Raw genomic sequence first — 19,196 nt, forward strand, 5'->3', positions numbered from 1 at the left:
CGGATCCGGGGACACGTCCGGCGGATTCCGGTGCCCGAAGGATCGACCGGCCGGGCTCGGGCGTTTCCCGGGATCTCTCTGTTCCCCGGGGCATGCCTGCCCCTCCGACGATCGGACAGCCCGTGGTCACGCTCAACCGCATCTACACCCGCACGGGCGACAAGGGCTCGACGGCCCTGGCCAGCGGCGAGCGCCGCTCGAAGGCGGATCTGCGCATCGAGACCTACGGCACGGTGGACGAGACCAATGCCTGCATCGGCCTCGTCCGGCTCCATGCCGAACCGGCTTTGGATACGATGCTGGGCCTGATCCAGAACGACCTGTTCGACCTCGGCGCCGACCTCGCCACGCCCGAGACCGGCACGCCGCTGCCCTACGAGCCCCTGCGCATGGTCGACGCCCAGGTGAAGCGCCTGGAAGCCGACATCGACACCCTGAACGCGCACCTGTCGCCCCTGAAATCCTTTGTGCTGCCCGGCGGCTCGGCGGCCTCCGCCGCCCTGCACCTCGCCCGCACCGTCTGCCGCCGGGCCGAGCGGCTGGCCGTGGCCCTCGCGGCGACGGAGGGCGAGGTCGTCTCGGCGCCGGCCCTGCAATACCTCAACCGCCTGTCGGACTTCCTGTTCGTGGCTAGCCGCACGGCCAACGCCAACGGCGCCGACGACGTGCTGTGGGTGCCGGGCAAGAACCGCTGATCGGAGCATTGCTGATCCGATCGAGGGCGGCACGCCGTCCCGGTCCGTGCCGGATTCTCACATCCGCTGATTGCCTCTTTTCGAAATCCGCACTGAGCCGGCGTGGAGCACGACAGGCCCGCTCTCCTGAAAGCAGGGGTTGGGGTGAGGTGAGCGGTCTCTCCGGATAGGTCCCACACCTCACCCTGTCCTTCTCCTTCCAGGAGAGGGGCCCGCGCATCCCGCGCGATGCGTGAAGGCCATCGCCTTTCGGGAGGTGAGACCGGCGCGTCCCGCGGGAGGTGCGAAGGCCGTCGCCACGGGTGGAGGGCCGTCTCGCGATGCCTGGACGGCGACGCGGTCCGCCCCCGGAAGCGCGGCTCGGTGAATTCATCGGGTCCCCCGGCGCGGGGTGCGTCCCCGCACGTGCGTTGACAAGGCCGAAACCTCGTCGTTACGGTCCGCCGCCTCAAATGAGAGGGTTCTGGATCGCCGGACGTGCCGGGGGTCCTCCGCGCGCCGCGCCGGCCCTCCCCAAAAACATCCGCGCGGAGGATAGTGACCGCCATGAAGGTTCTGGTGCCCGTCAAGCGGGTCGTCGATTACAACGTGAAGATCCGGGTCAAGGCGGACGGCTCGGGCGTGGATCTGGCCAACGTCAAGATGTCCATGAACCCCTTCGACGAGATCGCCGTCGAGGAGGCCATCCGGCTGAAGGAGAAGGGCAAGGTCACGGAGATCGTGGCGGTGTCCATCGGCCCGCAGCAGGCGCAGGAGACCCTGCGCACGGCCCTCGCCATGGGCGCCGATCGTGCCATCCTGGTGAAGACCGACGGGCTCGTGGAGCCCCTCGCCGTCGCCAAGATCCTCAAGGCCCTGGTGGACAAGGAGGGCCCGGAGCTCGTCATCCTCGGCAAGCAGGCCATCGACGACGATTCCAACCAGACCGGTCAGATGCTGGCCGCCCTCCTCGACTGGCCGCAGGGTACCTTCGCCTTCCGGGTCGAGTTCGGCGACGGCGCCATCGACGTGACCCGCGAGGTCGACGGCGGCCTGCAGACCGTGAGCCTCAAGCTGCCGGCCATCGTCACCACGGACCTGCGCCTCAACGAGCCGCGCTACGCGAGCTTGCCCAACATCATGAAGGCGAAGAAGAAGCCCCTGGAGGAGCTGACTCCCGATGCGCTGGGCATCGACGTCACCCCCCGGATCACGGTGCTGAAGACCGTCGAGCCCGCTGGCCGCAAGGCGGGCGTCAAGGTCGAGTCGGCCAAGGCCCTGGTCGAAAAGCTCAAGGTCGAAGCCGGGGTGATCTGACCCCGCCTCCTAACCTCTCCTCGCCCTCCCCCGTGTGAGGCCCGGCGCCGCGACGGCGACGGGCCCCCGGCCCCGTCACTTCCCGAGGTCCCCCGAATGGCCACCCTCCTCTACATCGAGCACGACAACGGTGCGGTTCGCGATGCGAGCCTGAAGGCCCTCACCGCCGCCGCCCAACTCGGCGCGCCCGTCCACGTCCTGGTGCTGGGCTCCGGCGGCCGCACCGCCGCCGAGGCCGCCGCCAAGCTGGAGGGCGTCGAGAAGGTGCTGCTCTCCGAAGACGCCGTCTACGACCACGCGCTGGCCGAGCCCACCGCCGCCGGGATCGCGGCACTCGCGCCCACCTACGACGTGGTGATCGCCGCCGCCTCGACCACGGGCAAGAACGTACTGCCGCGCGTCGCCGCCCTCCTCGACGTGGCCCAGATCTCCGACATCATCACGGTGGTCTCGCCAGACACGTTCGAGCGGCCGATCTACGCCGGCAACGCCATCCAGACCGTGCAGGCCAAGGAGCCCAAGAAGGTCATCACCGTCCGCACGGCCGCGTTCAAGGCCGCCGTCGAGGGCGGGGCCGCCGCCCCCGTCGAGGCCGTCTCGGGGGCCGCACCGGCCGCCGGCGCCTCGACCTTCAAGGGCGAGGAGATCGCCAAATCCGACCGTCCGGAACTCGCCGCCGCGCGCATCATCGTCTCGGGCGGCCGGTCGCTGGGCTCGGCCGACAAGTTCAAGGAGCTCATCGAGCCACTGGCCGACGCCCTGGGCGCGGCGGTCGGCGCCTCGCGCGCGGCGGTCGATGCGGGCTACGCCCCCAACGACTGGCAGGTCGGTCAGACCGGCAAGGTGGTGGCCCCCGACCTCTACGTGGCGGTGGGCATCTCGGGCGCGATCCAGCACCTCGCCGGCATGAAGGACTCGAAGGTCATCGTCGCCATCAACAAGGACGAGGACGCGCCGATCTTCCAGGTGGCGGATTACGGGCTCGTCGGCGACCTGTTCCAGGTGGTGCCCGACTTCCAGGCCGAGCTGGTCAAGGCCAAGGGGCAGTAGGACCGCCGACGAGGGCGGCCGCGCCCAAGGGTCCGGCAAGGGTCCGGCGCGAGAATAACGGTCTCCGCCGGGCTGCCCTCGGGTTGGAAATGGTCTAAGATTCTGGTGCGACGCGCGTTTTCATAGCCGCAGACCTACCTGCCGCCGGGTCGCTCCGGCGGTGGGCGTGAAGCGCCTCGGGGGTTTGGATTCACCGCAATGGGCATCGATATCAGGACCGTCGGGATCGTCGGCGCCGGGCAGATGGGCAGCGGCATCGCCCATGTCTGCGCCATGGCGGGTCTCGACGTCCGGTTGAACGACCGCGATCCCGCCCGCATCCGTAGCGGGCTGGCCACCATCGACGGCAACCTCGCCCGTCAGGTCGCCAAGGGCACGATCCCCGAGGAGCAGCGCCGCAGCGCCGTCGGCCGCATCGTCGGGGCGGAAAGCTTCGACGACCTCGCGCCGTGCGACCTCGTCATCGAGGCGGCGACGGAGGACGAGACCACCAAGCGCCAGATCTTCAGCACCCTGTGCGCCTCCCTGCGCCCCGAGGCCCTGGTCGCCACCAACACCTCGTCGATCTCGATCACGCGGCTCGCCGCGTCCACGGACCGGCCCGAGCGGTTCATCGGCATCCACTTCATGAACCCCGTGCCGGTGATGCAGCTCGTGGAGCTCATCCGCGGCATCGCCACGGAAGACCCGACCTACGAATCCGCCAAGGCGTTCATCGCCAAGCTCGGCAAGACCTCGACCATGTCGGAGGATTTCCCGGCCTTCATCGTCAACCGCATCCTGCTGCCGATGATCAACGAGGCGATCTACACCCTCTACGAGGGCGTCGGCTCGGTGGAATCCATCGACACGGCGATGAAGCTCGGGGCGAACCACCCCATGGGGCCGCTCCAGCTCGCCGACTTCATCGGCCTCGACACCTGCCTGTCGGTGATGCAGGTGCTCTACGAGGGGCTGGCCGATTCGAAGTACCGCCCCTGCCCGCTTCTGGTGAAGTACGTCGAGGCCGGCTGGCTCGGCCGCAAGGTGAAGCGTGGCTTCTACGATTACCGCGGCGAGACGCCGGTCCCCACCCGCTGAGGCGGCGCCTCGCGTCGGTGGTGCGGTGACGCTGAGCTACACCCGCGCGGGGTCGGGCTGGGTCGCGGCGATCGGCCCGATCCGCCTCTACCTCGACGACCGGAACGGGGCGGTGCACCCCGCCCAGGCCGCCGTGGCGGACGCCATGGCGGGTTCACTGCCTGAGCTACGCGCGACGGCGGCGGCCTATCTCGATCTGTTCGTGGACCGGCACAAGGCCTGCGGCGACGACGCGGCGGCATGGTGGCTGGACGAAGTCGAGTTCCGCGACCATCCGGCGTCGGACCCCCTCGTCTACGCCCTGCACTTCACTCTCGCGGGTGACGAGGGCGGCCTCTGGACCGTCGACATGCGCGTCGGCGCGGACGGGCACCGGCCGATCCGGTTCGAGCGGCGGCAGGGGTGATGCGGGTGGGCCTTCGGCGTCAGCCCTCCTCGCCCGGCTCGGGCGGCACGCCGTACACCCGCGCATAGAGGTCGGCGGTCGGCTCGATCTCGACGGCGCCGGTTTCCCCCGGGCCGTAGATGCCCGCGACGGCGAACTGCCAGGCCTCCTCGAACCCGACGATGTCGAACGACAGGGTCGGGAAGCGGCCGTGCAGCGCCGCGAACACCGGTGCGGGAAAGCTCCAGGCCGTGGCGATGCAGAACTCCAGCACGGCGGTGCCGTCCCGGTGCCACGCCGTCTCCGTGTAGGCCTCCGCGTTGCGCTGGGTGCCCCAGTGTTCCAGGAGCCAGGCGGTCTGTTCGGGATAGGCGGTGAGCGAGGCCGGCATCGGCAGGATGCGGTTGAAGTCCATCGCCAGGAGCGGCGGCTCCAACGGCGGCGCCGCGCCCGGTTCACGCCCCCGGACGAGGCCGCGCAGGCGCGCCAGCAAGCCCGGGACGGGCGAGGCCAGGGCGGGACGCCGGGGCGGATCCACCGCCACCACCACCAGCGCCCGGAACGCCGCCACCGCTTCCGCGGGGCCGCGGACCGTGCAGCGCGTCGTGACGTGGTTGGTCATGCCGGACGCATCCCGCCTGCCGTCGATCCCAACGAAAAAGGCCGGCCCGCGGGTGCGGGGCCGGCCTCTGGTTCGGTCCGAGCGATCAGCGCGCGGAGTTCGTGGACGGCTGGGTGTTGGCCGGGACGGTGCTGCCGGTGCTGGCGGGCATGTCCGACTTCAGGCCGTTGTTCGCCTGGCCGGGGGCGGCCGGGTTCTGGGCGCCGGCCCGGGTCTGCGACGCGTAGTCCGGCGGGGACTGCGAGCCCTGCCAGGTCATCAGGCCGACGATGGCCACCGCCAGGAGCGCGAGGCTCCCGAGCAGGACGGCGAGGACCGGCTTGCCCTTCTTGCCCTGGCGGGAATCCTGTCCGTGAAGCTGCTCTGCCATGTGACCCTCGTGGATGGCGCCCAAGGGGAATCGCCCGGACGCGTGACTGTGTTCGGAGGTCAAACGCCGGGTCGGATCGGGAGTTCCTGCGCTCAGCGCCCCGTCACCAGCAGGATCTTGCCGAGATGCGCGCTGGATTCCATGAGTTCGTGGGCGCGGGCCGCGTCTTCGAGGGGGAAGGTCGCGTGGATGACCGGCCGGATCGTCCCGGCGTCGAGGAGCGGCCACACGTCCCGGGCGAGCCCCCGCGCGATGGCGGCCTTCTCAGGCTTCGGCCGGGCCCGCAGGGTGGCGCCCGTGACGGTGAGGCGCTTCATCATGATGGGCGTCATGCTGAAAGACTCGACCTTGTAGCCCTGCATGAAGGCGATCTGGACGAGGCGCCCCTCGATGGCGAGCGCCGACAGGTTCTTCGCCAGATACGGCGCGCCCACCATGTCGAGGATCACGTCGACGCCGTTGCCGTTCGTGAGGGCCTTCACCCGCTCGACGAAATCCTCGTCGCGATAATTGATGGCCGCCTCGGCGCCGAGATCGACGCAGAAGGCGCATTTCTCCGCCGAGCCCGCCGTGGCGAACACCCGCGCGCCGTGGTGCCGGGCGATCTGGATCGCCGTGGAGCCGATGCCGCTCGATCCGCCATGGACCAGGAAGGCCTCGCCGGGCTGGAGCCGGCCGCGCTCGATCACGGTGGAATAGACGGTGAAGTAGGTCTCGGGGATGCCCGCGGCCTCGACCAGGGACAGGGGCGCGGGGCGCGGCAGGCACTGCCCGGCCTCCGCCACGGCGAACTCGGCGTAGCCGCCGCTGATCGTGAGCGCGCAGACCTCGTCCCCGAGGCCGAGCCCCGTGACGCCCTCCCCCAGGGCCACGATCCGGCCGGCGACTTCGAGGCCGGGAATCTCCGTCGCGCCCTTCGGCGGCGGATACTTGCCCTCACGCTGCTGGATGTCCGGCCGGTTCACCCCCGCGGCCACCACCTCGATGAGCACCTGCCCCGGCCCGGCCGTCGGCAGCGCCACCGTCTCGACGGCCAACACCTCCGGCCCGCCGGCGGCGGTGAACCGGATCTGGCGCATGGATTTGGGCAGGCTGGCGGTCATGACGGAGTCTCCGTGTGGGGGTGTCCGTCATGTGCGGCCGGACGGTTCTTTGACAAGGGCTGCTGTCGGAGCGGTGGATTAGTCTCAATCGGGCCATAACCCGGACGGGCGTAGCCAATCGGAGCTTGATAACGGGACCCAGCCCCACCTGACGCACCGTGTCCCTATCTTTTTACGTGGATCGCTTCGCGCCGATTAGTCGCCCATGTTCGCGCCGGGTTCGGTATCACCCTGCCCTTTGCGAAAATAATTGGGGCAAGAGAAACCGGTGATACCAAGTGACGGCGACGGGATACGATAGGTCTATCGCTCCTAATCCACTTCTGTAAAAAGGTTAGGATACCAATTCATGTGTCTGTTCCTTGTCCTTTTGTGACGCTCAGCGTCCAACGAGTACCTGCGGGCTGATACGTCTCGCTTTTGATCAATGTCGTAGCACCAATTGAGAAATTTAATGAGGTACACCATATCCTCATGAGCACTTCACAAAGAAATGTAAATTCGTCCGATATGCGTCCAAGCGCGGTTTCTGTGATTGCAACTGGATAACGTTTGAAGTTTCTAACCATTTCTTTTCCAGCAACTGTTATGTAAGTGTTACCAGTTAAGCAGATGAAATTCGGCACAAGTTTTGTAAGAAAGAAAATTGACTCTAGTCCATCAATTGTTCTCAAGTATAGTGTATCATCAGTTGATTGATAAAGTAGTAGGTGAAATGCGTCTTTGGTTGCTGCTGCTGCTTCAAGTTCAGACAAGGAAACGAGTTTTCCTGATAGAAAGCAAACTGGTAGCTGGCCTGGATTTCCGCCAAGTTTGTTAATTCTCAAGGCAGTGCTGATGAGCTTCGTGTATGAATACTTAGAATGATCGATTAGCTCAGCTTGCCGAGTTGCCCACTTTGATACCGCTTCTGCGGGTATTGTCGTGACTGCTTTGGCCCTAGATACATCGTCCGTCTCACCTGAAAATACCCCAAGATAGTAATCTTCTAGATTTGATGAGTAAGCGAAACCTCCCACTGAAACCAAGGATGTTGCATATAAATTTTCGTCTTTGACCGTCGGACTTGGCTTCATCCATAGAGCGGCACGCCCGTAGATAGTTCCATCGGCGCCAATAACGGTATCAATTAGATCTTTATGCATTGAGATTATAAGTTCAGAGGCGGGAGGGGACACTGACGGATATATAGACCTGATAAAATCTTCCGGAGATGAACTTTCCCAATTATAGCTATGTTGTGCTTGTGAGCCGGACACTTCATCATCGAACGTAACATTTATATCTAAGGAGGAAACTAGCCGACGAATGTCACTCGAAACGACCTCATGAATAGTCCGACGTTTTTGTCTCCGATCATACCGCATCACTCGATACTCAAATTCGCCGCGAGATTCCTCCTCCAGGTCGCGGTCAAGCTGAATACTAACTCTTGTTGAGAAATCGACCGGAAGTTCTCCTTGTATCGCGTCTCTCAATATCGGACGGCTGGACAATGAATTAAATTCCAAGACTCTAATATCACCGTATCCCGCGAGATAACTTTTTGATATAACTTTTACATTCTTTCCAAGAAGAAATACAGAAAAGAAACCGATACCGAATTTACCTACTGGCTGGTATCCTTTGCTATCTAAGCCCGGAAATTCTTCATGAAGCAATGTTGAATTCCACAGAGATTTCCCAAAATCAATTAACGGACCTGTTAAGACGCGTTCTGACATACCTACCCCGTTGTCATCAACGTGGAGCCACATACGCTTGCCGCTTGGGCCATCGTCTTGGCTTATTGTCAGGCGAATCTGTCCCCATTCCGCTCTGCGTTCTTCAAGGCGTCTTCTCGCGCGCACGGCATCGGCTGCATTCTGCAATAGCTCGCGAATGGGTGCGTATGATCCCTTTCCGTATAGATTTTTACCGCCAAGGGTCTCTGCCAGATGCACTGGATGAGATACTTTTACTTCTGCATCCACCGGGCGCCAGCCTGCCGGCTTTATCTGTCTCGCTAATAACCTCGGGCTTTCAGCTCCGTAAACGCGTTTCGCTTTGAATGGCTTGACGCCAATTTCCTGCAGCATCGCATTGGATGTAAGTATTTCTTTATCGATCATTCGAATGGTATCAAAGCATAGCCACCATGCTGCAGCTTCATCAACTAAAAAATCATTGTTACTCGAATATATGATCGATTCGCCCTCATAGGTAACTTTGTTCAGCTTGTTCTGAAATCGCCAATGCAAATCCGAGAAGCCCTCAGGGCGCTGTAGTGCATAAAGCATCGACGGTGCTCGACGGTGATCAATATGTGCAGCGTCTGCACATCGCAGCAAGCATGCTATTTTGACCTCATTCACTCCCCATTCAGGCGGAAGGTTGCTGGCGGCCCCAATGTTGGTCCGTAATTCAACCAAGAGGCGGTCAATGCTCCAATTATGGCTGTGCGCAATTTGGCCTATACTTCGACCGTATGCTAGTACTAGCGATTGATCTTCGAGCAGGGACAATTTGTTGCCGGTAGACGGGCTTGTCCATTGAATGGAACAGAGCTTTTCGGCCTGTTTTGCATGAAGAGATCTGATAGTAGAAAATATTGCTTCCTCTCTAATTGCGCTTGGTGGGTTAAATATTGTCTCTCTCCGAGGATTTCTTGTTCCTGTTCGCCTAAATATAGAATATACGATGTCTGACCACTCATCGGTCGAGGTAACTTCTGGCATGCCGCCAGGAAAAGCGGCAACACTCATTCCAGCATCATGAGTAAGAACAGCGCACCCAAATACAAATGCTTCCGCTGGATTAAGATCGAAATCTTCTCCAGCTATGGCATCTGCGGTTTCCCATAGAGCGTCAAGGTGTGTTATGTCGTGTACTGTAAGGCCCTTGCAGTCGATTGGTATCAATTTTACTAACTCAGACGCATTGGCTCGCATGCCAATGAACGCATTCCTGAGTTTATTCCGTTGTTCTTCGTGAACATCATTTTTTTGGATATCTAAGGTTCTTTTCCATAAACCGGTGTTTTGGAAATCCAAGCGCATATCTCTCACCGTAAATCGTTCGCACGCAGTGTCTTCGAAATCGTTGGCTAATTCAACTTTGAAGTCTTTCACTGATCCCAGTGTTTCAAACAATTTAGCAGGAATCATCCCCTCCAGCATTTCGCGGAGAAGCATCATTCATTTATAGTCCGGCAATGCGTATTGGGGTGCGCAATGCGAGTGCGATTAGTTGAATTACCCAAATTTGAGTTACATTTGAATAATGGAACGTATTGGCTAGCTCGCGTCCAATACGTTGGGCTTCTAAATCGCCCTTAAGCCCCTGCACTAAATTGTATTGCTCGACGTCCGCCTTTATTGCAGCAACAGTTTTGTAAATAATACAATTCAATACAAGAAAAATTCGTAATGTGTATAGGAATAAACGGGATCTATACTATGAAGCAATGACTCAAAAAATGATCAGGTGCAATCCAAATTGTTTCAGTCAATTTCGCTTGAGATCAGCTTAACTAGAAAGCCTGCGGGTTGGAAATATCCTTTGCAAGGATACTGAGGGTCGGCCGCAGCTCAAACTCCCCACCCCTACCGCGTCCCGTACATCCGATCCCCCGCATCCCCCAGCCCCGGCACGATGTAGCCGTGGTCGTTGAGGTGGCTGTCGATGGCGGCGGTCCAGATCGGGACGTCGGGGTGGCCCGCCTGGAGATGGGCGATCCCTTCCGGGGCGGCCAGCAGGCAGACGAAGCGGAGGTCGTGGGCGCCGCGCGCCTTCAGGAGGGTGATGGCCGCCACCGCCGAATTGCCCGTGGCGAGCATCGGATCGAGGACCAGGACCGTGCGGTCGGCGAGGTCCGACGGGGCCTTGAAGTAGTATTCCACCGCCTCCAGGCTCTCGGGATCGCGGTAGAGCCCCACATGGGCGACCCGTGCCGAGGGCATCAGCGACAGCATCCCGTCGAGGAAGCCGGTGCCGGCCCGCAGGATCGGCGCGAGGACGAGCTTCTTGCCGGCGATCTGCGGCGCCTGCATGGTCTGGATCGGCGTCTCGATGGTGACGGCTTCGAGCGGCAGGTCGCGGGTGACCTCGTAGGCCAGCAACATGCCGATCTCGTTGAGGATCTGGCGGAACCCCTTGGTGGAGCGCGCCTTGTCGCGCAGGAGCGTCAGCTTGTGCTGGACGAGGGGGTGGTCGACCACCCGAACCGCCGCGTTTGGCATCGCCCGCCCTCGTCCCCGGTCGGATCGGCGCAACGCGGATCCCAGGCGACGAGCCTTAGCGGATCGGCGCCGCGTCCGCATCCGGCCCCGCACCGAAAAGGGCTCCCGGCGTGATGCCGGAAGCCCCTTGTCGGATGGGACGGTCTCGGGTCGTTCAGACCGAGCGGGTCGAATCGGCGGCGCGCTTCTGGGCCATGTAGGCGTCGAATTCTTCGCGGTCCTTGGCGCGCTTCAGGCCCTCGACATACTCGGAGAAAGCGCGGCTCTCTTCGGCCAGGGCCTTGCGCTGGGCGTCGAGCCGGTCGAGCTCGGCCTTGCGGTAATCGTCGAAGGCGCGATTGCCCGTGGTGCCGACGCCGTTGGCCGCCTCGTAGGCGGCGGCGAAGCGCGAACGCCCCGGCGTGCCGCCCGACTGCCAGGCCGAGCCCCAGGCGCTGCCCCGGTTGGCGAGCCCCCGCAGCTCGCTCAAGGCCGGATACCCCGCGACCTTCCAGGCCACGTAGGCGGCGGCGAGCGGCCACCAATAGATGAAGCCCACCACGATGGCGCCGATCTCGAAGGACTTCTTGGGAAACGGGCCGCTGCGGCAGGTCTTGCCGGAGGCCCAGGGGGAGGTCGAGGATTGACTCACGGCTCGCGTCTCCGATGTTAATGTGAACGACATTTACTTGCGGATGCGGCGCGGCGCTTTCAAGGGCCGTCCCGTGCATTTCGTGCCGCGCATTTCGTCCGGCGCATTTCGTGCCGCGCCGCGCCGGGCGCCCGTCGCATCCGGGCGATGCGCCGGCGCATTCGGGCCATGCGCCGGCGCGTCGTGCGGCGCGCGTTCGGGGGTTTCAGTCGCGCGCGCGCGGGGTTCCGGCGCCGTGCACGAGGGCGAGGACGCCGGCGCGCAGGAGCTCGTACTTGTCCGGCACGCCCGGTCCCTTCGGCAGGTGCCCAGAGGCGGCGAGCGTCGCCAGACCATGGGACAGCGCCCACACTTCGAGGGCGACGAAGCGCGGCGCCACCCCGCCGAACCCCTCCGGGAAGGTCGATTGCAGGGCGTCCACCAGCAGGTCGAACGGGCTCGGCCGGGGCCCGGCTTCCGGGTTCGGCGCGCCCGCCGGCAGGCCCCGGGTCTCGAAGATCGCCGCGTAATAGCCCGGCTCCTCCTCGGCGAAGGCGAGGTACGCCTCCCCCATCCGGGTGAACCGCTCGAGCGGCGTGCCCTTCGCCGCCAGGGACCGCGCCAGGCGCTCTGCGAGGTCGGTGAACCCGCGCCCCGCCACCTCCTCCAGCAGGGCCTCGCGCCCGCGGAAATGGCGGTAGAGGGCGGCCGGCGTCACCCCCACCAGGCGGGCCGCGTCCACCAGGGTGAACCCCCCGACGCCGCGCTCGGCGATGAACCGGCGCGCCGCCTCGATCAGGGCCTCCTTGAGGTTCCCGTGGTGGTAGCTGCGCCGGTCGTCGGGGCCTTCGCGCCAGGGTCGCACGCTGTTGTCCTCATCGGGTCCGCCCCATCATGACGGGCGAGAGCCCTTCTGGTTGCAGGCCGGTCCCCTCCCGTAGCACGCGACCGTGAGTTTTTAAGCCATCTCTGTCGATTAGTAGACAAAGCCGCCCGGGGACGCAGGGATGCAACAGGCCGAAGGCTTCAGAGCTTGAAGATCGACCCCGCCGCGTCGCGCGCCGCATTCTTCGCGTCGCGGGCGGCTTCGAGGCGCGCGATCTCGCGCCGCAGGAGGGCGATCCGATCGGCGAGATCGGCCACCGACAGGGTGTCGAGGGGCTCGCCCACCCGGTGGGCCGGAGCCGATCCCGGACGGGTCTCGTCGTCATCGCGCATGGTCTGTCCCTCCCTGTTTCATCGCCACGGCTGCCCTGCCCCGAGGGGCGCGAGACCGAGGTGGCGCGCCACCGTGGCGCCGATATCCGCGAAGGTCGCGCGTCCCCCGAGGGGGCCGGGCGCGATCCCGGGGCCGAAGGCGAGGATCGGCACCTGCTCGCGGGTGTGCTCGGTGCCGGCCCAGGTCGGGTCGTTGCCGTGGTCGGCGGTGACGATGCAGACATCCCCGGCGCCCAGGACCGCGCGGATCTCCGGCACCCGCGCGTCGAAGGCCTCCAGCTCGGCGGCGTAGCCCGGCACGTCGCGGCGGTGGCCGTGCTCCGTGTCGAAATCCACGAGGTTGAGGAACACGAAGCCGCCGTCCTGCAGATCGCGAAAAGCCCGGAGGGCGGCATCCAGGCAGGCGGCGTTGCCGGCGGGCTTGATCTCGCGGCCCGTCGCGCGGTGGGCGAAGATATCGCCGATCTTGCCGACGCTGACGACGCTGCGACCCGCCGCGGACAGACGGTCGAGCAGGGTCTCGCCCGGCGGCTCGACGGCGTAATCCTTGCGGTTGGCCGTCCGGCGGAACCCCGTTTCCGGCGACCCCACGAAGGGCCGGGCGATGACGCGCGCGACCCGGTACGCGTCGCACAGGTCGCGGGCGATGCGGCAGGTGGCGTAGAGGCGCTCCAGGCCGAAATGAGTCTCGTGGGCGGCGATCTGGAACACGCTGTCGGCCGAGGTGTAGCAGATCGGCTTGCCGGTCCGGATGTGCTCGGCGCCGTAGCGCTCGAGGATCGCCGTGCCGGCGGCGTGGCAATCGCCGAGGATGCCGGGCAGATTCGCCCGCGCGACGAGGGCCGCGACGAGGGCCGGCGGAAAGGCCGGAACCGTGTCGGGAAAGTGCCCCCACGGGTCGAGCACGGGCACGCCCGCGATCTCCCAATGACCCGAGGGCGTGTCCTTGCCGGCGGCCGTCTCGGCGGCGTGGCCGTAGGCGCCCGTGACCGGGTCGGTGGGGGCGAGGTTCGGTGGGACGCGCCCTGTGGCGCCTTCCGCCGCGAGGCCGAGGCCCAGCGCCGTCAGGTTCGGCAGACGCACGGGGCCGGCGCGCAGGCCCGCGCGGTCGCCGCGCCCGGCGGCGCAGGCCTCGGCGATGTGGCCGAGGGTGTCCGACCCGGCGTCACCATAGGCGTCGGCATCGGGGCCGCCGCCGATGCCGACGGAATCGAGGACGACGAGGAGGGCGCGCGGCATGGGGCGTCTCAGGCCGGGACCGGATCGGCGACCATTTCGCTGCGCAGGTCGAAGGCGGCGGCGAACAGGGCCTGGGTGTAGGGGTGGCGCGGATGGGAGAAGATCGCCTCGGCGGCCCCCTCTTCGACCACGCGGCCGTTCTGCATGACGAGAACGTGGTTCGCCAAGGCGCGGACCACCTTGAGATCGTGGCTGATGAACAGGTAGGCGAGGCCGCGCTCGCGCTGGAGGTCGCGCAGGAGGGTGACGATCTGCGCCTGGACCGAACGGTCGAGGGCCGAGGTCGGCTCGTCGAGGACGACGAATTTCGGTTTCAACACGATGGCGCGCGCGATGGCGATGCGCTGGCGCTGACCGCCGGAGAATTCGTGCGGATAGCGGTCCATGGTCGCCGGATCGAGGCCGACATCGGTGAGCGCGCCCGCCACCACCGCCTGGCGTTCGGCCCGGCTCTTCGCGGCGCCCTGCACCACCAGGCCCTCGGCGATGATGTCGCCGACGGTCATGCGCGGGGAGAGGGAGCCGTAGGGGTCCTGGAACACCACCTGCATGTCGCGGCGGAACGGGCGCATGGCCGCCGGGGACAGGCCGGCGATGGACTGGCCGAGGAAGACGATGGGCCCCTCGCAGCCCGTCAGCCTGAGGAGCGCGAGGCCCAGGGTGGTCTTGCCGGAACCCGATTCGCCGACCACCCCCACGGTCTCGCCGGCCCGGACCCGGAGGGACACGCCATCCACGGCCTTCACGTGGCTCGTGGTGCGCCGGAGAAGCCCCTGGCGGATGGGGAACCACACCTTCAAGGGCCCGGCGGCGAGGAGCTCGGATGCGCCCTCCGCGACCGGGTTGGCGCGGCCCGTCGGCTCGGCGGCCAGCAGCCGCTGCGTGTAGGGGTGCTGCGGCCGGGCGAAAATCTCGGCCGTTTCCCCCGCCTCGACGATGCGCCCTTCCAGCATCACGCAGACGGAGGTGGCGATGCGCTGCACGATGCCGAGATCGTGGGTGATGAACAGCATCGCCATGCCGAGGCGCTTCTGCAGGTCGGCCAGCAGCGTGAGGATCTGTGCCTGCACGGTGACGTCGAGAGCCGTCGTCGGCTCGTCGGCCACCAGCAGGTCGGGCTCGCAAGCGAGCGCCATGGCGATCATCACCCGCTGGCGCTGGCCGCCGGAGAGCTCGTGCGGATAGGCGGCGAGGCGCCGTTCGGCGTCACGCAGGCCGACGAGGTCGAGGAGTTCGAGGATTCGCGCCCGCGCTTTCCGACCCGAGAGCCCGCGATGCACCTCCAGCACCTCGCCGATCTGCCGCTCGATGCTGTGGAGCGGGTTGAGGGAAGTCATCGGCTCTTGGAACACCATGGTGATGTCCGCGCCGCGCACCTTGCGCAACTCACGCTCGGGCAACGTCAGGAGGTCCCGCCCCCGGAACAGGATGCGTCCGCCCGGGTGGTGGGCGCTGCCGTCGAGGAGGCGCAGGATCGACAGGGCGGTGACCGACTTGCCGGAGCCGGATTCGCCCACCAGCGCCAGGGTCTCGCCGGGCGCGATGGCGAAGCTCACGCCGTCCACCGCCCGGGTCTCGCGCTCGCGGGAGCGGAAGGCCACGGACAGGTCCTGAACCTCGAGCAGCGTGTCGGTCATCGGGCGCAGGTGATCCGGGGGGAGGTGATCCAGCGGGAGGTGATCCGGGGAAAGGTCATGGGAGCGAGCCGGGCTGGGGAGGTCTCGAAGCGGTTATAGCGCGCACGATGGCGATGGGCGAACGCCGATGCGTGATTGATCGGACCGCCGCGCACGCTACAACACCACCGGTGATCTCCCTGCGCTCCGCCCTCCCCGCCCTCGCGCTCCACCTCGCCGGCGCGGCCTCCGCCTCGGCGGCCCCATCGGAGGGAGGCGAGACCGTGGAGCAGGCCCTGTGCCGCCTCATCGAATCCTCCGCGAAGACGCGCGCCCTCCCCGTCCCGTTCCTGACCCGCCTGATCTGGCGCGAGAGCGCTTTTCGCGTGGGCGCTGTCAGCCCCGTCGGCGCGCAGGGCATCGCGCAGTTCATGCCCGGCACGGCGCGCGAGCGCGGCCTCGCCGATCCGTTCGATCCCGAGCAGGCGATCCCGCACGCGGCCCATCTGCTGGCCGACCTCAACCGGCAGTTCGGCAATCTCGGCCTCGCGGCAGCGGCCTATAACGGCGGCCCGGGCCGGGTCTCGGCGTGGCTCGCCGGCACCGGTGGCCTGCCTGCGGAGACGCGCAACTACGTTCTGGCGATCACCGGGGCGCCGGCGGAGGATTGGCGCGCGGGCGCCGGCATCGAGATGCCGCCGAGCGAGAACAAGGATGAGAAGGCCGACGCGGCCAAGAAACCCGAGGCCGAGAAGAGCTGCCTCCAGGTGACGGCGGCCCTGCGCGTCCCGTCGCGCGGCGATCGCTTCGCGTTGGGCGGCAACGAGGGGCCGGCGGCGCCCTGGGGCATCCAGCTCGCGGGCAACTTCTCGAAGGCCTTGGCTCTCCAGAGTTTCGCCCGGACACGCCAGCTCTACACAAGTGTGATCGGCGAGGTTCGGCCGATGATCATCGGCACACGCCTGCGCAATCGCGGCACCCGGGCCTTCTACCGCATCCGAATTCCCGCCCAGAGCCGCGAGGCCGCAGACAAATTATGCGGACGGATTCGTGGGGTCGGTGGCGCCTGCCTCGTCCTGCGCACGTAACTCCGGCGATCACGATGCCGATTGTCAGCATGGGTGCCATGAAACCGCCGTGTGCGCCCTGTCACAGGAAGGCAACGCCGCCTTCAGAGAGATGCATGACCCGGGTATTCACCGTCCTTGCCGGCTTCATCGGTCTCGCTCTGCTCTCCCTCGGGATGACGGCCTGTTCGCCCCTCGCGCTGTTCGACGCCATCGGCCCGCGTGACGACGGCGGGCGCCTCACCGTCCGCAACGCGTCCTTCGGCCCCAACCCGCGCCAGCGCCTCGATGTGTTCACTCCCGTGGCCGGCACCGGCGGCGCCCCTGTGCTGGTGTTCTTCTATGGCGGCTCCTGGAAGAACGGCACGAAGGAGGATTACGCCTTCGTCGGTCAGGCGCTCGCGGCTCAGGGCTTCGTGACGGTGCTGCCCGACTATCGGCTCTACCCGGAAGTGCGCTTCCCCGATTTCCTCGACGACGGGGCCGCCGCCATCGCCTGGGTGCGCGACAACATCGCCCAGTATGGCGGCGATCCGCGCCGGATCGTGCTGGCCGGCCATTCGGCGGGCGCCTACAACGCGGTGATGCTGGGGCTCGATCCGCGCTACCTGCGTCGGGCCGGCGTCGATCCGAAGATCGTGCGGGCGGTGGCCGGCCTGTCCGGTCCCTACGATTTCCTTCCCCTCGATGCCGGCACCGCCACCGAGGTCTTCGGCGAGGCCCGCGACAAGGCGGCGACCCAGCCGGTGACCTTCGCCGGGCCGCACTCGCCCCCGGCCTACCTCGCCACCGGTGACGGCGACACCACCGTGCGCCCGAGCAACACCCGCAACCTGGCTGCCCGCCTGCGCGAGGCCCGGGTGCCCGTGCAGGAGCGAGTCTATGCCGGCCTCGATCACTCCGACACCCTGCTGGCGCTCTCGGTGACGTTCCGCTCCAAGGCCCCGGCGCTCGCCGAGATGGCCGCCTTCCTCCGCCAACATGCCGGCGGCGAGCGCGTCCCGTCGCGGACGGTGAACCGCTGACGGCACGGCCGGAGGATCACCCCCGCCGCAGTTTGTCCCGCGCCGCCTTGTGGTCCGGCGCGTCGGAGAAGGCCCGATGCATCGCCCACCACAGGGGCGTACGGGCGAACGCCTCGTCGAGGGGCAGGGCCCGCTGCGTCAATCCGTCGGCCCGGCGGCGCTGCGGGTTGGTGTTGAGCCAAGTGTTGGCGTTGGTGATGTCCCAGGTCAGTACGTTGAGGGTCGCGGGCTCGTCCAGCACAACGTCGAGGAAGCGCCGGGCGAGGTCCGAGACGGCCCGGTCCCGGGCCGGCAGATCAGCGGGGAAATCCCGGTCGTTGACGTCGAACTCCGTCACCTCGATGGCGAGGCCGAGCCCGGCCACGTCGCGCAGGAAACGGCGGAGTTTGTCCTGGTCGAGGGGATGCCTGGCGTAGAGGTGGCCCTGCAGGCCGAGGCGCCGGATCGGCACGCCGCGCCGAACCATTCCTTCCAAGGTCCTCAGCACCATGGCGCGGCGCGGTGCGATCCAATCGGCGTCGAGTTCGAGGTCGTTCTCGTTCCAGACCCCGGCCGCACCGGGGTCGGCCTCGTGCAGGATCGTGAAGGCGCGGTCGACATAGCCCGGGCCGAGGGCTGCGAGCCAGGGGCTCGCCCGCAGCCCGTCGGCACGGCCGGAATCCGGCCCGCAGATCTCGTTGACGACGTCCCAGGCCTCGATCCGGCCGCGATAGCGCCCCGCCATGGCGCCGATCCACTCGCGCAGGAAGCCTTCCGCGTCCCGGGCGATGCGCTCCTGCGCCCAGGCGGGGATGCCTTCGTGCCAGACGAGGGTATGGCCGCGCAGGCGCTGACCGTTGCCCTGTGCGAACGCGACGGTCTCGTCGGCGAACGAGAAGTCGATGGGGCCGGGCGCCCGCCACGCATAGGCGAGCTTCATGGCGTTCTCCGGCACCAGGACACCGCATTCCCGGGCGAGCGCCCGTCCGTAGGCGGGATTCTGGCGCAGGGGTGTGATGTTCACGGCGGAACCGTAGGCGATGCCCTTGCGTGCCGCCGCCGCGTTGAGGCCATCGGCCGCCCACGCCACCCGGGCCGCCGCCGAGACCGGCCCGGCCGCCAAAGCGAGGGCGCCGACCCTCAGCAGATCGCGACGGCTCGGCATCAGTTCTCTTCCGGTGGAATCGGGCGCGGGCGCCGGTCTGGTCCGATGGCCACGAAGGTGAACAGCCCCTCGGTGACCTTCATGGTCACCTCGCCCTCGCGCTCACGGCGCCAGACCTCGGCCTGGATGCGCATGGAGGTGCGCCCGACCTTCACAATCCAGGCGTAGATGCTGACTTCGTCGCCGACGAAGACCGGGCTGTGGAAGGTCATCGCCTCGGCCGAGATGGTGGCGCAACGGCCCCGCGAGCGCCGGGCCGCGACGTTGCCGGCGGCGAGATCCATCTGGCCCATGAGCCAGCCGCCGAAGATGTCGCCGGCCGGATTGGTATCGGCCGGCATAGCGATGGTTCGGATCACCGGTGGCCCCCGATCCGTCGGCTGATGGGTCGGATGGGGGGCGGGGTCGCGGCGGGACATGGTGTCGATCCGGTGGCGAAGGAGGCAGCCCGTCGCA

The 19,196-nt window shown here is 66.3% G+C and carries 19 protein-coding genes; 7 read left to right on the forward strand and 12 right to left on the reverse strand.

Annotated features, from left to right (window positions below; genetic code table 11):
• Positions 1 to 122 precede the first annotated feature (122 nt).
• The 5 genes from ASG60_RS17850 to ASG60_RS17870 all read left to right on the forward strand — a co-directional run bounded on the left by ASG60_RS17850 (position 123) and on the right by ASG60_RS17870 (position 4,527).
• Positions 123 to 695, forward strand: coding sequence for a cob(I)yrinic acid a,c-diamide adenosyltransferase (locus ASG60_RS17850; RefSeq protein WP_056175453.1), 573 nt, complete (start codon positions 123 to 125; stop codon positions 693 to 695).
• 546 nt (positions 696 to 1,241) lie between these two features.
• Positions 1,242 to 1,991: an electron transfer flavoprotein subunit beta/FixA family protein gene (locus ASG60_RS17855; protein WP_056175455.1), complete on the forward strand. Its 750-nt coding sequence runs from the start codon at positions 1,242 to 1,244 to the stop codon at positions 1,989 to 1,991.
• 96 nt (positions 1,992 to 2,087) lie between these two features.
• Positions 2,088 to 3,041: an electron transfer flavoprotein subunit alpha/FixB family protein gene (locus ASG60_RS17860; RefSeq protein WP_056386911.1), complete on the forward strand. Its 954-nt coding sequence runs from the start codon at positions 2,088 to 2,090 to the stop codon at positions 3,039 to 3,041.
• Between the two features lie 198 nt (positions 3,042 to 3,239).
• Complete coding sequence (locus tag ASG60_RS17865; protein WP_056175461.1) at positions 3,240 to 4,121, forward strand: 3-hydroxybutyryl-CoA dehydrogenase; 882 nt, start codon at positions 3,240 to 3,242, stop codon at positions 4,119 to 4,121.
• A 25-nt stretch (positions 4,122 to 4,146) separates the two neighbouring features.
• Positions 4,147 to 4,527, forward strand: coding sequence for a hypothetical protein (locus ASG60_RS17870; RefSeq protein WP_056386912.1), 381 nt, complete (start codon positions 4,147 to 4,149; stop codon positions 4,525 to 4,527).
• Between the two features lie 19 nt (positions 4,528 to 4,546).
• On the opposite strand, the gene ASG60_RS17875 is transcribed toward ASG60_RS17870, so the two are convergent.
• The 10 genes from ASG60_RS17875 to ASG60_RS17915 form a co-directional block, all read right to left on the reverse strand.
• Entirely contained in the window at positions 4,547 to 5,128 is a 582-nt protein-coding gene (locus ASG60_RS17875; protein ID WP_056386914.1) for a hypothetical protein, read from the reverse strand.
• An 85-nt stretch (positions 5,129 to 5,213) separates the two neighbouring features.
• Complete coding sequence (locus ASG60_RS17880) at positions 5,214 to 5,498, reverse strand: hypothetical protein (protein ID WP_056175471.1); 285 nt, start codon at positions 5,496 to 5,498, stop codon at positions 5,214 to 5,216.
• A 92-nt stretch (positions 5,499 to 5,590) separates the two neighbouring features.
• Complete coding sequence (locus tag ASG60_RS17885; RefSeq protein ID WP_056386917.1) at positions 5,591 to 6,601, reverse strand: NAD(P)H-quinone oxidoreductase; 1,011 nt, start codon at positions 6,599 to 6,601, stop codon at positions 5,591 to 5,593.
• A 347-nt stretch (positions 6,602 to 6,948) separates the two neighbouring features.
• A complete protein-coding gene (locus ASG60_RS22235; protein WP_082531825.1) occupies positions 6,949 to 9,777 on the reverse strand; it encodes an ATP-binding protein in 2,829 nt (942 codons plus the stop codon).
• Between the two features lie 408 nt (positions 9,778 to 10,185).
• The gene (gene upp, locus ASG60_RS17890) at positions 10,186 to 10,821 is read right to left on the reverse strand and encodes a uracil phosphoribosyltransferase (protein ID WP_056386919.1); all 636 of its coding nucleotides are present in this window, start codon (positions 10,819 to 10,821) and stop codon (positions 10,186 to 10,188) included.
• Positions 10,822 to 10,975: 154 nt separating this feature from the next.
• A complete protein-coding gene (locus ASG60_RS17895) occupies positions 10,976 to 11,452 on the reverse strand; it encodes a DUF2852 domain-containing protein (protein WP_056386922.1) in 477 nt (158 codons plus the stop codon).
• 205 nt (positions 11,453 to 11,657) lie between these two features.
• Positions 11,658 to 12,296 (reverse strand): TetR/AcrR family transcriptional regulator, encoded by a 639-nt coding sequence (locus ASG60_RS17900; RefSeq protein ID WP_056386923.1) that lies wholly within the window; start codon positions 12,294 to 12,296, stop codon positions 11,658 to 11,660.
• A 161-nt stretch (positions 12,297 to 12,457) separates the two neighbouring features.
• Positions 12,458 to 12,649 (reverse strand): DUF1192 domain-containing protein, encoded by a 192-nt coding sequence (locus tag ASG60_RS17905; RefSeq protein ID WP_056386925.1) that lies wholly within the window; start codon positions 12,647 to 12,649, stop codon positions 12,458 to 12,460.
• Between the two features lie 18 nt (positions 12,650 to 12,667).
• The gene (locus ASG60_RS17910; protein WP_056386927.1) at positions 12,668 to 13,888 is read right to left on the reverse strand and encodes a phosphopentomutase; all 1,221 of its coding nucleotides are present in this window, start codon (positions 13,886 to 13,888) and stop codon (positions 12,668 to 12,670) included.
• An 8-nt stretch (positions 13,889 to 13,896) separates the two neighbouring features.
• On the reverse strand, positions 13,897 to 15,525 hold the full coding sequence (locus ASG60_RS17915) for an ABC transporter ATP-binding protein (protein WP_056386929.1): 1,629 nt from the start codon (positions 15,523 to 15,525) through the stop codon (positions 13,897 to 13,899).
• 170 nt (positions 15,526 to 15,695) lie between these two features.
• Between ASG60_RS17915 and ASG60_RS17920 the strand changes: the two genes are divergently transcribed.
• Together ASG60_RS17920 and ASG60_RS17925 are read left to right on the forward strand one after the other, a co-directional pair.
• Positions 15,696 to 16,592, forward strand: coding sequence for a lytic transglycosylase domain-containing protein (locus ASG60_RS17920; protein ID WP_056386931.1), 897 nt, complete (start codon positions 15,696 to 15,698; stop codon positions 16,590 to 16,592).
• Positions 16,593 to 16,687: 95 nt separating this feature from the next.
• Positions 16,688 to 17,596, forward strand: a complete 909-nt coding sequence (locus ASG60_RS17925) for an alpha/beta hydrolase (protein ID WP_056305059.1) — start codon at positions 16,688 to 16,690, stop codon at positions 17,594 to 17,596.
• A 16-nt stretch (positions 17,597 to 17,612) separates the two neighbouring features.
• Here ASG60_RS17925 and ASG60_RS17930 read toward each other — a convergent pair whose 3' ends face one another.
• Both ASG60_RS17930 and ASG60_RS17935 read right to left on the reverse strand, forming a co-directional pair.
• Positions 17,613 to 18,740, reverse strand: coding sequence for an endo-1,4-beta-xylanase (locus ASG60_RS17930; protein WP_056386933.1), 1,128 nt, complete (start codon positions 18,738 to 18,740; stop codon positions 17,613 to 17,615).
• On the reverse strand, positions 18,740 to 19,159 hold the full coding sequence (locus tag ASG60_RS17935; RefSeq protein ID WP_056175509.1) for an acyl-CoA thioesterase: 420 nt from the start codon (positions 19,157 to 19,159) through the stop codon (positions 18,740 to 18,742). The genes ASG60_RS17930 and ASG60_RS17935 overlap by 1 nt, the downstream gene beginning before the upstream one ends.
• Between the last annotated feature and the right edge of the window lie 37 nt (positions 19,160 to 19,196).

Source organism: Methylobacterium sp. Leaf469, from assembly GCF_001424745.1.
In the GTDB taxonomy this organism is placed as follows: Bacteria; Pseudomonadota; Alphaproteobacteria; order Rhizobiales; family Beijerinckiaceae; genus Methylobacterium.